General features: G+C 72.3%; 13 protein-coding genes. 8 read left to right on the top strand and 5 right to left on the bottom strand.

All coding sequences use genetic code 11. From position 1 onward, the window contains the following. Positions 1-46: 46 nt before the first annotated feature. On the bottom strand, positions 47-847 hold the full coding sequence (locus FZ046_RS02095; protein ID WP_070353616.1) for a family 1 encapsulin nanocompartment shell protein: 801 nt from the start codon (positions 845-847) through the stop codon (positions 47-49). After that, positions 844-1,836: a Dyp-type peroxidase gene (locus FZ046_RS02090; protein ID WP_070353615.1), complete on the bottom strand. Its 993-nt coding sequence runs from the start codon at positions 1,834-1,836 to the stop codon at positions 844-846. The genes FZ046_RS02095 and FZ046_RS02090 overlap by 4 nt, the downstream gene beginning before the upstream one ends. A 51-nt stretch (positions 1,837-1,887) precedes the next feature. On the opposite strand from FZ046_RS02090, the gene FZ046_RS02085 reads away from it, so the two are divergent. Beyond that, the gene (locus tag FZ046_RS02085) at positions 1,888-3,144 is read left to right on the top strand and encodes a M18 family aminopeptidase (RefSeq protein WP_070353614.1); all 1,257 of its coding nucleotides are present in this window, start codon (positions 1,888-1,890) and stop codon (positions 3,142-3,144) included. Here FZ046_RS02085 and FZ046_RS02080 read toward each other — a convergent pair. Continuing rightward, positions 3,133-4,017 (bottom strand): PfkB family carbohydrate kinase, encoded by an 885-nt coding sequence (locus tag FZ046_RS02080; RefSeq protein WP_070353613.1) that lies wholly within the window; start codon positions 4,015-4,017, stop codon positions 3,133-3,135. The genes FZ046_RS02085 and FZ046_RS02080 overlap by 12 nt on opposite strands. 125 nt (positions 4,018-4,142) lie before the next feature. On the opposite strand from FZ046_RS02080, the gene FZ046_RS02075 reads away from it, so the two are divergent. The 6 genes from FZ046_RS02075 to purF all read left to right on the top strand — a co-directional run bounded on the left by FZ046_RS02075 (position 4,143) and on the right by purF (position 12,191). Then, positions 4,143-5,399 (top strand): cation:proton antiporter domain-containing protein, encoded by a 1,257-nt coding sequence (locus tag FZ046_RS02075; protein ID WP_070353612.1) that lies wholly within the window; start codon positions 4,143-4,145, stop codon positions 5,397-5,399. 10 nt (positions 5,400-5,409) lie between these two features. Next, positions 5,410-7,701: a phosphoribosylformylglycinamidine synthase subunit PurL gene (purL, locus tag FZ046_RS02070; RefSeq protein WP_070353611.1), complete on the top strand. Its 2,292-nt coding sequence runs from the start codon at positions 5,410-5,412 to the stop codon at positions 7,699-7,701. Continuing rightward, the gene (locus tag FZ046_RS02065; protein WP_070353610.1) at positions 7,698-9,410 is read left to right on the top strand and encodes an alpha/beta hydrolase; all 1,713 of its coding nucleotides are present in this window, start codon (positions 7,698-7,700) and stop codon (positions 9,408-9,410) included. The genes purL and FZ046_RS02065 overlap by 4 nt, the downstream gene beginning before the upstream one ends. Then, on the top strand, positions 9,410-10,054 hold the full coding sequence (locus FZ046_RS02060) for an Rv0804 family intramembrane glutamic endopeptidase (RefSeq protein ID WP_149484176.1): 645 nt from the start codon (positions 9,410-9,412) through the stop codon (positions 10,052-10,054). Before FZ046_RS02065 ends, FZ046_RS02060 begins: the two co-directional genes overlap by 1 nt. Before the next feature lie 52 nt (positions 10,055-10,106). Next, complete coding sequence (locus FZ046_RS02055; RefSeq protein WP_070356384.1) at positions 10,107-10,502, top strand: sterol carrier family protein; 396 nt, start codon at positions 10,107-10,109, stop codon at positions 10,500-10,502. 147 nt (positions 10,503-10,649) lie between these two features. Beyond that, a complete protein-coding gene (gene purF, locus FZ046_RS02050) occupies positions 10,650-12,191 on the top strand; it encodes an amidophosphoribosyltransferase (RefSeq protein ID WP_070356383.1) in 1,542 nt (513 codons plus the stop codon). A 12-nt stretch (positions 12,192-12,203) separates the two neighbouring features. Here the strand turns inward: purF and FZ046_RS02045 are convergent, their stop codons facing one another. Next, positions 12,204-13,184 (bottom strand): NAD(P)H-binding protein, encoded by a 981-nt coding sequence (locus FZ046_RS02045; protein WP_070356382.1) that lies wholly within the window; start codon positions 13,182-13,184, stop codon positions 12,204-12,206. Positions 13,185-13,226: 42 nt separating this feature from the next. Continuing rightward, positions 13,227-13,661, bottom strand: coding sequence for a cupin domain-containing protein (locus FZ046_RS02040; protein WP_070356381.1), 435 nt, complete (start codon positions 13,659-13,661; stop codon positions 13,227-13,229). Between the two features lie 63 nt (positions 13,662-13,724). On the opposite strand from FZ046_RS02040, the gene purM reads away from it, so the two are divergent. Then, positions 13,725-14,807, top strand: a complete 1,083-nt coding sequence (gene purM / locus FZ046_RS02035) for a phosphoribosylformylglycinamidine cyclo-ligase (protein WP_070356380.1) — start codon at positions 13,725-13,727, stop codon at positions 14,805-14,807. Positions 14,808-14,838: the final 31 nt, after the last annotated feature.

The raw sequence follows: 14,838 nt of genomic DNA, 5'->3' as shown, positions 1-14,838 counted from the left end.
CTTCGCCGCCGGGATGCTCTCCTGACGGCGGCGTCAGCGCCGCTGGTCAGGGCGTCAGCGCCACCGCGGCCTCCGCCGTGTACATCAGGAAGGTCAGTGTCTCCTGGAGGTACAGCGTCACGGTGGCGGCGTCGTGGGACAGGTAACCGATGGCCACGTCCGTGCCCAGCCGGAGGTCGAAGTCCCCGCCGCGGGTGGACAGCACGTACGCGCCGTCGATGGCCGGTGCCCAGATGATGTCGCCGTCGACGAGCCGGTTGAGGTGTTCGAGCAGCGGATAGCCGTGCTCGGTGGTCTCGCTGACCGCGGTGTAGACCTCCGCCGACAGCAGAACCGAGTACGGGCCGTCCACCCCCGCCAGGCGCAGCGTCGACAGCGCCGTGGCGATCGCGTCCGGGATCTGCCGGGTGTCGGCGGGCAGGGTCAGCGCCGGATGGGAACTGCCGGCGCGGATGCCGGTGATCGACGCGGCGGGATAGCCCTCGAAGATCGCGCGGTCCTCGGCGAAGGCCAGCGTGCGCGCGGCGTCCTTCACCGGATCCCAGTCCGAGTCCTGGGCGCCGCGTTCGACGTCGTCGACCGCTTCCCGGGACAGCGTGAACGGCACGCGCAACCGGACCAGCGGCCGCGCCTCGCGCAGGTGGGCGACCACCCCGTCGGCCGGCGCGCTCACGTCGAGCAGGTGACCGGTGCCGACCGCGGCCGCCGTCGGGCCGGCGGGATCGCTGGTGTCGACCACCCGCCGCCCCGCGACGTGCCGCGTGAACGTGCGGGTGGCCTCCTGCTCGATCGCGGCCCAGGCCGCGTCGGTGACGGGGGCGAGTTCGCGGTACAGGTCGTTCGTCACGGTCGTCCTTTCAGGCTGCCGATGGCCAGCGAGCCGCCGGAGATGTGCGCCGCGCCGGGCGGGGGCGGCGGGTCGTCGAGGAAGTCGACGGTGGGGGTGAAGAACGCCGAACCGGTGACGGCCGTGGAGAAGTCGAGGATCCGGTCGGTGATGCCGGGCGGGTCGCCCAGGAACATGTTGCGCAGCATGCGCTCGGTGACCGCGGCGGAGCGCGAGTAGCCGATGTAGTAGGTACCGAACTCGCCCTTGCCGACCTCCCCGAACGGCATGTTGTGCCGCAGGATCTTCAGCTCGTTGCCGGCGTCGTCGGTGATGACGTTGAGGGCGAGGTGCGAGTCGGGCGGTTTGGTCTCGTCGTCGAGTTCGATGTCGTCGAGCTTGGTTCGGCCGATCACCCGTTCCTGCTCCTCGGTCGTCAGGGCGTTCCAGGCGCCCATGTCGTGCAGGTAGCGCTGGACGTGCACGTAGCACCCGCCGGCGAAGTCGGGGTCCTCCGCGCCGATCTGGGTGGCGCTCACGGCCAGTGGGCCGCCGGGGTTCTCGGTGCCGTCGACGAAGCCCATCAGGTCGCGGTTGTCGAAGAACTTGAAGCCGTGTACCTCGTCGACGACGGTGATCGCGCCCGCCAGCGCGCCGACGACCTTGGTGGCGAGTTCGAAGCACACGTCCAGGAACTCGGCGCGGATGTGGAACAGCAGATCCCCCGGGGTGGACGGCGCGTGATGCCGCAGGCCGGTGAGCGGGATGAAGGGGTGCAGTTCGGCCGGGCGCGGTCCGGTGAACAGCCGGTCCCAGGCGTCCGAGCCGATCGAGGTGACCATCGACAGGTGCTTGGCCGGGTCGCGAAAGCCGATGGCGCGCACCAGTCCCGACAGGTCGGCGAGCGCGTCGTGCACGGTCTGCTCGCCACCCTCGGCGATGGTGGCGACCAGGAACATGGCGGCCGGGGTGAGCGGCGCCAGCACCGGCTGCGGATCAAGATCAGGCACAGCGCCGACCCTAGCGCGACTCGCGGCGCCCGGACCCGTCAAGATGAAAAGATGGCAGCTAGCCCCCAGAGCCTGTGCGACTTCATCGACGCGTCGCCGTCACCGTTCCACGTGTGCGCGACCGCGGCGGCGCGGCTGCGCGGCGCGGGCTTCACCGAACTCGCCGAGGCCGACGCGTGGCCCGACGCCGAGGGGCGGTACTTCACCGTGCGGGCCGGGTCCCTGGTGGCCTGGCAGACCGCGGACGCCGGCAGTCCGTTCCGCATCGTCGGCGGGCACACCGACAGCCCGAACCTGCGGGTCAAGCAGCATCCGGACCGCGTCGTCGCTGGCTGGCGCGTGGTGGCCCTGGAGCCCTACGGCGGCGCGTGGCTCAACTCCTGGCTCGACCGCGACCTCGGCCTGAGCGGACGGCTGTCGTTCCGCCGCGGCGGCACCGTCGAGCACCGCCTGGTCCGCATCGACGAGCCGCTCCTGCGGGTGCCCCAGCTGGCGATCCACCTCTCCGACGACCGCAAGGGCGTGACGCTCGACCCGCAGCGGCACGTCAACGCCGTCTGGGGCGTCGGCGACGGGATCGGCGACGTCGTCGGCTACGTCGCCCGCCGCGCCGACGTCGACCCCGGCGACGTCCTCGCCGCCGACCTGATGACGCACGACCTGACGCCGTCGACCCTGGTGGGTGCGGACCGGGAGTTGGTCAGCGCGCCGCGGCTGGACAACCAGGGCACGTGCTACGCGGGCCTGGAGGCGTTCCTCGCCGCGAAGCCGGCGGGACACCTGCCGGTGCTCGCGCTGTTCGACCACGAGGAGGTCGGCTCGACCTCCGACCACGGCGCACAGTCCGAACTGCTGCTGACGGTGCTCGAGCGAATCACGTTGGCCGCGGGCGGGACTCGCGAGGACTTCCTGCGCCGCGTGCCCGGTTCCCTGGTCGCGTCGGGGGACATGGCGCACGCCACGCACCCCAACTACCCGGAACGGCACGAGCCCGGTCACCTCATCGAGATCAACGCCGGGCCGGTGCTCAAGGTGCAGCCCAACCTGCGGTACGCCACCGACGGCCGTACCGCCGCGGCGTTCGCGCTGGCGTGCGAACAGGCCGGCGTGCCGCTGCAGCGCTACGAGCACCGGGCCGATCTGCCGTGCGGCTCGACGATCGGGCCCATGACCGCCGCACGGACCGGCATCCCCACCGTCGACGTCGGCGCGGCACAGCTGGCGATGCACTCCGCCCGCGAACTCATGGGCGCCGACGACGTGAGCGCGTATTCGGCTGCGCTGCAGGCGTTCCTCTCACCCGGATAGCTCGGCCAGGTGGGGGCGACCGCCCAGGTGCTGCACCTGCGAGGCCGCCGCGGCGGCGGCGAGTTCGCCTGCGGCGCGTGGTCCGACACCACGGTGCACGCCCGCGACCAGGCCGGCCACGAAGGCGTCGCCCGCCCCGGTCCGGTCGACGACGTGGACGTCGGCGTGCGGGAACACCGTCGCGTCCTGCTCCCACACCAGCACGTCGCCGACGCCCGGCACCGCCAGCGCGACCCACCGCGGCCCGGCCAGCGACAGCCGACGGGCCACCGCCACCGCGTCGTCGACCGACCGCAGCTCGCCCCCGGCCAGCAGCGCGGCCTCCTCGGCATCGGCGCGCAGCACGTCCACCGACGCCAGCAGGTCGTCACGCACCGCGGCGTCCGGTAGACCGTCGGCGACGACGCGGGCGCCCATCCGCCGGGCGTGCCGCGCGGCGGCCAGCGTGGTCTGCGGCGGCTGCTGCAGCTGGATCGAGACGACGCCCGCCGGCTGGAAGAGGGTGCCGCACCGGTCCAGGTCGTCGAGCGTCACCAGCGACTCGTCGGGAACGTCCTCGAACAGCCGCCGGGTGCCGTCGGCGTCGACCAGGTCGACGAGCAGCGCGGTACGTCCCCGCCGGACCACGCAGCCGACGTCGATGCGGTCCCGGTCGGCCTGCCGCAGCACGGCCGCTCCCTCGATGTCCTGGCCCACCACGCCGATCAGCGCAGTGGGCACGCCCAACTGCGTCAGCGCGACCGCCTGGTTGGCGCCCTTGCCGCCGAGCAACTCACGGCGTTCGAGGACCGGCGTGGACCCGTTCGGCTTCGGCAGCCCGTCGGTGCGCAGCACCATGTCGCGTCCGATCTGGCCGATCACCACGACGCTCATGGCGCCTGCATGCCCGGCGACGGCCGGTTCAATCGCCGTGCCGGACCCGTGGGAAGGCGAGTGAGAATCCGAGGGCGGCGCCTGCTGCATGGCGTGCGGTTGACGCGGGGGTAGATGATCGTCCGGTGTTGTGGTCGGTCGTCGGTCTCGCCGCGGTACTCGTCGTCTGGTCGCTGCTGGCCCGGCGCCTCGAACGGTGGCGCATCACGCCGGTGATGGCGTTGGTGCTGACCGGCGCCGTGGTCGGCGTCGCGACGCACGACGCACTCGCCTCGGGCATCGAGGCCCACGTCGTCGAACCGGTCATCGAGACGGTGCTGGCGATCGTGCTGTTTGAGCACGCCGCCAACGTCCGCGGCGGCTTCTTCGGCGGGCAGGCCGCCCTGGTGCTGCGCCTGCTGTTCGTCGCCATGCCCATCGGCCTGGCGGTGGCCGTCCTCCTCGGACTCGGGCTCATCGGCGGACTGCCGTGGTCGGCACTGCTGGTGATCGCCTGCGTGGTCGTCCCCATCGACTTCGCGCCGGTGACGTCGTTCCTGCACGACGAGCGCATCCCCGACCGCGTGCGCGGGCTGTTCAACGTCGAGGAGGGCTACTCCGACGGCGTCATCGCCCCGGTGTTCCTGTTCGCCCTGGCGATCACCGGCGGAGAGCAGACCAAGGCCGAGGGCGTGCTGCACGCCCTGGAGGAGGGGATCCCGCACCTCGTCGTCGCCGTCGTGCTCGGGTGGGCGCTGGGATCGGGGCTCGCGTGGTGCGCCAACGCCGCCGACCGGCGGGGCGCCATGACCGATCAGTCCCGGCGACTGCTGATGGTCGCAGCGCCGGTGCTGACCTACACGCTCAACGTCGGGGTGGGCGGCAACGGCTTCGTCGCGGCGTTCGTCTGCGGCATCGCCTACAACGCGGTGCGCTCCTACGTCGACGCCGAACGCGAACAGGAACTCGTCGACGACGTCGCGTTCCTGCTCGCCGGCATCGTGTGGTTCGCCTTCGGCGCCGTCGCCTGGTACGTCCTGCAGGACGGCGTTGCGATCGGGCTGGTGCTGTTCAGCCTGCTGGTGCTGATCCTGGCGCGCGCCGCCGGGGTGGGCGTCGCGATGCTGGGCACGTCACTGGATCGGTCGGAGCGCGTCCTCCTCGCGACCCTCGGCCCGCGCGGCACCGCGAGCATCGCCCTGGCCCTGCTCGCCTACACCGTGCTCCCCGACGAACCCGGCGAACGCCTGATGGAGGCCGCGATCGTGGTGGTGCTGGGCAGCGTGCTGCTGCACGGACTGCTCGGGCCGTTCCTCGTGGGGCGTTCCGGGGAGGGTCCGTTCCTCGCACGGCGTAGCGCTCGGGCCGCCGCCAGGTCGGAACCAGGGCTGAAGAGGCAATAAACTCTCCTCCGTGACGAGTGAAGTCCCCGCCGTTGACTCCGTGCAGCGCGCCGCCGAGACGCCCGATCAACCCCAGCCCTTCCGCGAACTCGGCCTCAAGGACGACGAGTACGAGCGCATCCGGGAGATCCTCGGCCGCCGCCCCACCGACGCCGAACTGGCGATGTACTCGGTGATGTGGAGCGAGCACTGCTCCTACAAGTCCTCCAAGGTGCACCTGCGGTACTTCGGCGAGACCACCACCGAGGCCATGCGGCAGTCGATGCTGGCGGGCATCGGCGAGAACGCCGGCGTCGTCGACATCGGCGACGGCTGGGCCGTCACCTTCAAGGTCGAATCGCACAATCACCCGTCCTACGTCGAGCCCTACCAGGGCGCGGCCACCGGGGTCGGGGGCATCGTGCGCGACATCATGGCCATGGGCGCCCGCCCCGTCGCCGTGATGGACCAGCTGCGGTTCGGCGCGGCCGACGCCCCGGACACCCGGCGCGTCCTCGACGGCGTCATCCGCGGCGTCGGCGGGTACGGCAACTCGCTGGGCCTGCCGAACATCGGCGGCGAGACGGTGTTCGACGCCTGCTATGCCGGCAACCCACTGGTCAACGCGCTCTGCGTCGGCGCGCTGCGCACCGAGGACCTGCACCTGGCCTTCGCCTCGGGTGCGGGCAACAAGATCATCCTGTTCGGCGCGCGGACGGGCCTCGACGGCATCGGCGGCGTGTCGGTGCTCGCGTCGGAGACCTTCGGCGGCGACGAGTCCGGAGCGGGCCGCAAGAAGCTGCCGAGCGTGCAGGTGGGCGACCCGTTCATGGAGAAGGTGCTCATCGAGTGCTGCCTCGAGCTGTACGCCGCGGGCCTGGTGATTGGCATTCAGGACCTCGGTGGCGCCGGGCTGTCCTGCGCCACGTCCGAACTCGCGTCGGCGGGTGACGGCGGCATGGCGATCGAGCTCGACAAGGTGCCGCTACGGGCGAAGTTCATGACGCCCGCCGAGGTGCTCTCCAGCGAGTCGCAGGAGCGCATGTGCGCGGTCGTCGCCCCGGAGAACGTCGACGCGTTCCTGGCGGTGTGCCGTAAGTGGGAGGTGCTCGCCACCGTCATCGGCGAGGTCACCGAGGGCGACCGGCTCGAGATCACCTGGCACGGCGAGACGGTCGTCGACGTGCCGCCGCGCACCGTCGCCCACGAGGGCCCGGTCTACGAGCGGCCCGTGCAGCGCCCCGACACCCAGGACGCATTGAACGCCGACACGACCGCGGGGTTGCCGCGGCCCGCCACCGGCGACGAACTGCGCGCGACGCTGCTGGCCCTGCTCGGCAGCCCGCACCTGTGCAGCCGTGCCTTCATCACCGAGCAGTACGACCGCTACGTGCGCGGCAACACCGTGCTGGCCGAGCACGCCGACGGCGGCGTGCTGCGCATCGACGAGGCGACCGGCCGCGGCATCGCCGTCGCCACCGACGCGTCGGGGCGCTACACGGCGCTCGACCCCTACACCGGTGCCCAGCTGGCGCTGGCCGAGGCGTACCGCAACGTCGCGGTCACCGGGGCGACGCCGGTCGCGGTCACCAACTGCCTGAACTTCGGCTCCCCGGAGGATCCGGGCGTCATGTGGCAGTTCTCCCAGGCCGTGCGCGGCCTCGCGGACGGCTGTGCGGCACTGGGCATTCCGGTCACCGGCGGCAACGTCAGCTTCTACAACCAGACCGGCACGACGGCGATCCACCCGACGCCGGTGGTCGGCGTGCTCGGCGTCATCGACGACGTGAAGCGCCGCATCCCGACCGGCCTCGGCACCGAACCCGGCGAGACGCTGATGCTGCTCGGGGACACCCACGACGAGTTCGACGGGTCCATCTGGGCGCAGGTGACCGCCGACCACCTCGGCGGGTTGCCGCCGCGGGTCGACCTCGAACGCGAGAAGCTGCTCGGCGAGGTCCTGGTCGCGGCGTCGCGCGACGGCCTGGTCTCCGCGGCGCACGACCTCAGCGAGGGCGGCCTGATGCAGGCCGTGGTCGAGGCCGCGCTGGCAGGCGAAACCGGATGTCGCGTCCTCCTTCCCGAGGACGCCGACCCGTTCGTGACGCTGTTCTCCGAGTCCGCCGGCCGGGTGCTGGTGGCGGTGCCGCGCACCGAGGAGAGCCGATTCCGCGCGATGTGCGAGGCCCGCGGGCTGCCGGCCGTGCGCATCGGCGTCGTCGACGACGGCAGCGATGCGGTCGAGGTGCAGGGCCAGTTCACCGTCACGCTCGACGAGCTGCGGCGAACCTCGGAGGGCGTGTTGCCCGCACTGTTCGGGTGAGGGCGCCGGCCCCCACGCGCCATCCCCTCCTGGTCTGGGCGTGGGGCCTGGTCCGCCTGAACGTCGTCGGCGTCGCCGTCGGCGCCCTGTTCTTCTGCCTGTCCCTCACGCCGTCACTGCTGCCGCGCGACTGGCTGTTCGGCGGCATCATCGGCGGCACGAACGCCGCCATCGGCTACGCGCTCGGGGTGCTTCTCAGCGCGGCACTGCATCGCCTCGTGCTGCGCCACCGCTCCTGGTGGCCGCCGCCGGCGCGAATCCTCCGTGCGCTCGAGGCCGCGGTCGTCGTCGGGGCGATCGCGGCGTCGCTGCTCGCGCTGGTGCCCGCCGCCCGCTGGCAACGGCAGGTGTCGGCGCTGATGGGCATCGAGGGCCCGGACACCCCGGCGTACCTGCGCACGCTGCTCATCTCCCTGCTCGTCGGCGGGGCCTGGGTGGGCGCCGCGCGCGTCGTGCTCGACCTCGGCAAGGTGCTGGCACGCCTGTTCATCCGGCGCTTTCGGCTGCACCACGAGGTCGCGACGTTCGTCGGCACGACGATCGTCGTCGCGCTGCTGGTGCTGCTGGTCAACGGCGTGCTCTACCGCGGCTTCCTCGCCGGCGCGAGCGTGGCGTTCCAGCCCCAGAATTTGACCACGGCAGACGGCGTCGAGCCACCGACGGCACCCGAGAGGTCGGGCAGCCCGGACTCGTTCGCGCCGTGGGACACCCTGGGCTACCAGGGCCGGACGTTCGTCGGCACCGGTCCGGACGTCGACGACCTCGTCCGGGTGAACGGCAGGCCGGCCAAGGAACCGATCCGCGTCTACGCCGGCCTGCAGACCGCGGACACCGCCGCGGCGCGGATGGACGTGGTGGTCCGCGAACTCGAGCGCACGGGCGCCGCCGACCGCAGCGTGCTGGTCGTCATCCCCACCACCGGTACCGGGTGGGTGAATCCCGTCGCCGCGCGCGCCATCGAGACCATGTATGGCGGCGACACCGCGCTGGTGGGCGTGCAGTACTCCTACCTGCCGAGCTGGATCTCCTTTCTGGCCGACCGCGAGACGTCCATCGACGCGGGCCGCATGCTCATCGGCGCCGTCCACGACTGGTGGTGCACCCTGCCCACCGACCGCAGGCCGAAGCTGGTGCTCTACGGCGAGAGTCTCGGGTCGATGGCCGGTCAGGGTGCGTTCGGCTGGTTGCCCGACATCGCCGGGATGGACTTCTCCGCCGTGCTGTGGGTGGGACCGCCGCACGAGAGCCCGCTGTGGAGCGGCCTGGTGGCCCGCCGCGACCCCGGCAGCCCCGAGGTCCAACCGCGCTACGACGGCGGCCGCACGGTGCGCTTCACCCAGGCCGCCGACGCCGAGGACATCGCCCGCATCGCCGCGCCGCCGTGGGAGGGCACCCGGGTGCTGTTCCTGCAGCACGCGTCCGACCCGATCATCTGGTGGTCGCCGAAACTGCTGTTCTCCCGGCCGGATTGGCTCGTCGAGCCGCCCGGCTCGGATCGCACCGCCTCGATGCGCTGGTACCCGATCGTCACGTTTTGGCAGGTGAGCGCCGACATGACCAATGCCTCCGGTGTCCCGGGCGGACACGGTCACGATTACGGCGACGCGGTGCTCGACGGCTGGGCCGCGGTCGTCCCTCCCGACGGATGGACCACCGACGACACCGAGCGCGTACGCACTGCGCTGCGGCAGGTCGGTCCCGAGACGTGATGTCGCCGAATCGAATTCGCGCTGTGGTGCTGGCGCTCGCGCTGACGGCGTGGAGTCACTGGGTGGCGCAGCGGCTGCCGGCGCGCGTGCGCATCGCGGCGCAGGCCGTGCTCGGCGGCTGGCTGGCCCACCGCGTCGGCGCCCCGCTGGGACTGCGTCCGCCCGCCCTCCTCGGCGGCGTCCGCGTGGGCCTGGCCGCGGCCGCGTCGGTCTCCGCCGCGGTGGCCGCCGCGACGGCGATCGGCCCGGTGCGGCGCGGCATGGCGGCGCGCGCGCTGCCCGCCGCCGCGCGGGAGTGGCTGCTCCTCGGCATTCCGGTGGGCACGGTGTGGAGCGAGGAGACCGCCTACCGCGCCGCACTCGGCACCTGGTGCGTCGACGCGTTCGGCCCGCGGGGCGGCCCGGTCGCCCAAGCCGTGGCGTTCGGCCTGTCGCACGTCGTCGACGCGCGCGCTGCCGGCGAACCGGTGCTCGGCACGGTCGCGGTGACCGGCATCGCCGGGTGGGTCTTCGGCCGGCTGTACGCCCACACCGGCAGCCTCGCGGCCCCACTGCTGGCGCACCTCGCCGTCAACGAGGCCGGGGCACTCGCCGCGCTGCTCGTCGGCCGGGCGGCTAGACCGGTCGCCCGGTCGCGAGCGTAGGGGCCGGCGGGGAGTCGGCAGGGGGGTGACCGGGCGGGGGGACAATGGCGTCATGCCCGCCCGTCAGACCGCGGACCCGACGAAGACCCGCGAGGCCGTCGCCGCGCTCGCGTCGTGGCTGCACGACGCGACCGCCGCGGCACCGCCACGCCCGGCGCTGGCGGAGGCGGTGCGGCTGACCGCACGCACGCTGGCGGCCGCCGCACCCGGTGCCAGCGTCGAGGTGCGGGTGCCGCCGTTCGTTGCGGTGCAATGCATCTCGGGTCCCCGGCACACCCGCGGCAATCCGCCCAACGTGGTCGAGACCGACGCGCGGACCTGGCTGCTGCTGGCGACCGGCCTGTGGACCATGGCCGAGGCGGTCGCGGCGGGCGCCGTGCTGGCCTCCGGGTCGCGGGCCGGCGAGGTGGCCGACTGGCTGCCGCTAGTGCCGCTCGCCGCGCGGTGACGTTCACCGCCTTCGCTCCCGACGGGGAATGACCAGCGCCGCGCAGCCGTTGACGCCAGCGCCGACATCAGCCTGAATTCCGCGTTCGCCGCCCGGTGACCGTAGACTGGGCCCCGTCACCCCCAGCCCCCAGGGAGCAGCCACATCGTGACCGCCGAGCAGCCCGTGCCAGACGAGAACGAACCCCGCGAGGAGTGTGGCGTCTTCGGCGTCTGGGCTCCCGGCGAAGACGTGGCGAAGCTCACGTACTACGGGTTGTATGCGTTGCAGCACAGGGGCCAGGAGGCCGCCGGCATCGCCGTCGCGGACGGTTCGCAGGTGCTGGTCTTCAAGGATCTCGGCCTGGTGAGCCAGGTGTTCGACGAGCAGACGCTGGCCGCCATGGAGGGCCACGTCGCCATCGGGCACTGCCGGTACTCGACCACCGGATCGACCACCTGGGAGAACGCCCAGCCGGTGTTCCGCAACACCGCCGCCGGCACCGGCGTCGCACTTGGCCACAACGGCAACCTGGTGAACACCACCGAACTCGCCGGGCGTGCCCGCGACGCCGGGCTCACCAACACCCGCGGCGCCGCCAAGTCCACCACCGACTCGGACATCCTCGGCGCGCTGCTGGCCCACGGTGCCGCCGACTCCTCGCTGGAGCAGGCCGCCCTCGAACTGCTGCCGACGGTGCGCGGCGCGTTCTGCCTGACGTTCATGGACGAGAACACCCTCTACGCGGCGCGGGACCCGCACGGCGTGCGGCCGCTGTCCCTGGGCCGGCTCGACCGGGGCTGGGTGGTCGCCTCGGAGACCGCCGCCCTGGACATCGTCGGCGCATCCTTCGTCCGCGACATCGAGCCGGGCGAACTGCTCGCCATCGACGCCGACGGCGTGCGCTCCACCCGCTTCGCCAACCCCACGCCCAAGGGATGCGTCTTCGAGTACGTGTACCTGGCCCGGCCCGACAGCGTCATCGGCGGACGGTCGGTGCACGCCACCCGCGTCGAGATCGGCCGCCGGCTCGCCTCGGAGAAGCCCGTCGACGCCGACCTGGTGATCGGCGTCCCGGAGTCCGGCACGCCGGCCGCCGTCGGGTACGCGCAGGGCTCGGGCATCCCCTACGGCCAGGGCCTGATGAAGAACGCCTACGTCGGCCGCACCTTCATCCAGCCGTCGCAGACCATCCGTCAGCTCGGCATCCGGCTCAAGCTGAACCCGCTGCGCGAGGTCATCCGCGGCAAGCGGCTAATCGTCGTCGACGACTCGATCGTCCGCGGCAACACCCAGCGCGCCCTGATCCGCATGCTGCGCGAGGCCGGGGCGCTGGAGGTGCACGTCCGGATCGCGTCGCCGCCGGTGAAGTGGCCGTGCTTCTACGGCATCGACTTCGCCACCCCTGCCGAGCTCATCGCGAACGCGGCGAGCACCGAGGACGGCGAGGAGGACATGCTCGAGGGCGTCCGACGCGCGATCGGCGCCGACACGCTCGGCTACATCAGCCTGCAGGGCATGGTGGCCGCGACCGAGCAGCCCGCGACGCGGCTGTGCATGGCGTGCTTCGACGGGAACTACCCGATCGAACTGCCCGGCGAGACCGCGCTCGGCAAGAACGTCATCGAGCACATGCTGGCGACTGCTGCGCGCAGCGGCATCCCGCTGCAGACGCAGAACGACAACGCCTCCGCGCTGCGCCGCCCCTGACGACCCCGGCTGCTACGGCGTCGCCGCGCCGAACCGGATCAGCGAGCGTCGGCCGGTGCTCGCCGGACCGTTGTGGGCCAGCGCATTGCGCACGGACTGCTCGTAGCCGATGAGGCCACCCGACGGCGGCGGGATGACGCCGTCGATGTCGTGTTCGTGCATGATCGCGTCGCACTCCAGGGACTCGACCAGCGGCCGCGCGAGGCCGGCCGGGATCGGCGTGACCAGGCCGACCCACATGCTCGCGATCGCCGGCGTCAGGAACGGCACGCCGAGGATGAGGCGGCGGCGCAGGCCGGCGGCGTCGGCGTAGACCTGCATCGCGTCGCCGTACTCCAGCACGTCGGGGCAGCCGACATCCCACGTGCGCGACTCCGGCACGGTGGCCGTCGCGGACTCGACCAGGTAGTGCAGGACGTCGTCGATCGCGATCGGCTGGATCTTGTTGTGCACCCACTTGGGCGCCGTCATCACCGGCAGCCGGTCGGTGAGGTGGCGGATCATCTCGTACGACGCCGAGCCGGCGCCGACCACGATGCCGGCCTGCAGCACGATCGACTCGATGCCGGACGCGATCAGCGTCTCGCCCACCTTGGTGCGCGACCGCAGGTGCCGCGACAGTTCGGCGACGTTCGGCGGGTGCAGCCCGGACAGGTAGACGATGCGGGCCACGCCGGCCTTCTTGGCGGCCGTCACGACGTTGTCCGCCGAGCGGGCCTCCTCGCGCTCGAAGTCCGTCGACGTGCCCATCGAGTGCACCAGGTAGTAGACGACGTCGACGCCTTCGAACGCCGCGGCCAGCGAATCCGCGTCGCCGAGATCGCCCTTGGCCACCTCGATGCGGTCCCGCCACTCGGCGTCGTCCAGTTTGCTCGGGGTGCGGGCCAACGCACGGACGGTGTGGCCGCGGCCGAGCAGTGCGGGCACGAGGTTGCCACCGATGTAGCCCGTCGCGCCCGTCACCAGGCAGCGGCGAGTCTGAGTTTCCGACACCCGATCTCCGTTCGTCGGGTAGGGATATGACCGCTGCGGGGGTCACTCAAACGGGCAGCCGGGGTTCGGCGCATCGGTCGCCAGGGGTTGCCCGGCCGGTACGATGTAGCCCACCCACATCACCAACGGATCCGGGCCGAGATTGCGGCCGATGTGGGTGTAGGCGGGGCCGGTCTCCTCGGTGATCGGCGCCCCGACGGGATACACGCCGTCGGTCTGGCAGTCCGGTCCGTAGTGCGTGAGCGTCCCGGCGCGCACGACGCCGTACACCTGGCCCGCGTGCCAGTGCCAGCCCGTGCTGCCGCCCGGCGCGATGGTCAACTCCCGGGTCACGTAGTCGACGCCGTCGACCGTGGCCTGCGCCAGCGTCCTCGCCGTCACCCCGCTGGCGGGCGTCGCGGCGGCCGGCGTCGCGAGCGCCAGGGGCAGCAGGGCCGCGGCCAGCAGTGCCGTCGTCGGGTGCGGACGTCGCGTCATCGTGGCAGCGTGTCACACGGCACGGCTTCGCCCGCGCAGGCACGACCGGTAACCTTGGGCGCGATGACGAGCAAGGGTCGGTCCGCCGACAGTGACGGGGCCTCCTACGCAGCGGCCGGGGTGGACATCGAGGCGGGCGATCGCGCCGTCGAACTCTTCAAGCCGCTGGCCAAGCGGGCCACGCGCCCCGAGGTGCGGGGCGGCCTCGGCGGCTTCGCGGGCCTCTTCGCGCTGCGCAACGACTACCGCGAGCCGCTGCTGGCGTCCTCGACCGACGGCGTCGGCACGAAGCTCGCCGTGGCCCAGGCCATCGACAAGCACGACACCGTCGGCCTCGACCTGGTGGCGATGGTGGTCGACGACCTCGTCGTATGCGGCGCCGAACCGCTGTTCCTGCAGGACTACATCGCGGTGGGACGCACGGTGCCCGAGCGGGTCGCCGAGATCGTCTCCGGCATCGCCAACGGCTGCGTGATCGCCGGCTGCGCGCTGCTGGGCGGCGAGACCGCCGAACACCCGGGTCTGATGTCGCCGGACCACTACGACCTGTCCGCGACCGGTGTCGGCGTGGTGGAGGCCGACGACGTGCTGGGCCCGGACCGGGTCAAACCGGGCGACGTGATCATCGCCATGGCCTCCAGCGGCCTGCACTCCAACGGCTACTCGCTGGCGCGCCGGGTGCTGCTCGAGATCGACCGGATGGACCTCGCCGGACACGTGGAGGAATTCGGTCGCACGCTGGGCGAGGAGCTGCTCGAGCCCACCCGCATCTACGCCAAGGACTGCCTGGCGCTCGCCGCGGAGACGCAGGTCCGCACGTTCTGCCACGTCACGGGCGGCGGACTCGCGGGCAATCTGGAACGCGTCGTGCCCAACGGGCTGATGGCCGAGATCGACCGCGGCACGTGGACGCCGGCCCCGGTGTTCGGCATGATCGCCCAGCGCGGCCGTGTCGACCGCGAGGAGATGGACAAGACCTTCAACATGGGCGTCGGCATGGTGGCCGTCGTCGCGCCAGAGGACACCGACCGCGCATTGGCGATCCTGACGGCGAGGCACATCGACTGCTGGACGCTCGGCACGGTCAAGAAGGGTGCCAAGGGAGAAGCGCGCGCCCAGCTGGTCGGACAGCACCCGCGGTTCTGACGCGGCGCGGTCGGGCTGCGGGCGGAGGTTC

The organism is Mycolicibacterium grossiae, from assembly GCF_008329645.1.
Classification (GTDB): domain Bacteria; phylum Actinomycetota; class Actinomycetes; order Mycobacteriales; family Mycobacteriaceae; genus Mycobacterium; species Mycobacterium grossiae.
Note: the sequence above shows the minus strand (reverse complement) of the source record. Positions and strands in the feature narration are given on the sequence as shown.

Coding starts and splice junctions, on each gene's coding strand:
- FZ046_RS02085 (WP_070353614.1), top strand. CDS start 1,888: ATGGCAGCTAGCCCCCAGAGCCTGTGCGACTTCATCGACGCGTCGCCG.
- FZ046_RS02080 (WP_070353613.1), bottom strand. CDS start 4,017: ATGAGCGTCGTGGTGATCGGCCAGATCGGACGCGACATGGTGCTGCGC.
- FZ046_RS02060 (WP_149484176.1), top strand. CDS start 9,410: ATGTCGCCGAATCGAATTCGCGCTGTGGTGCTGGCGCTCGCGCTGACG.
- FZ046_RS02055 (WP_070356384.1), top strand. CDS start 10,107: ATGCCCGCCCGTCAGACCGCGGACCCGACGAAGACCCGCGAGGCCGTC.
- FZ046_RS02040 (WP_070356381.1), bottom strand. CDS start 13,661: ATGACGCGACGTCCGCACCCGACGACGGCACTGCTGGCCGCGGCCCTG.
- purM (WP_070356380.1), top strand. CDS start 13,725: ATGACGAGCAAGGGTCGGTCCGCCGACAGTGACGGGGCCTCCTACGCA.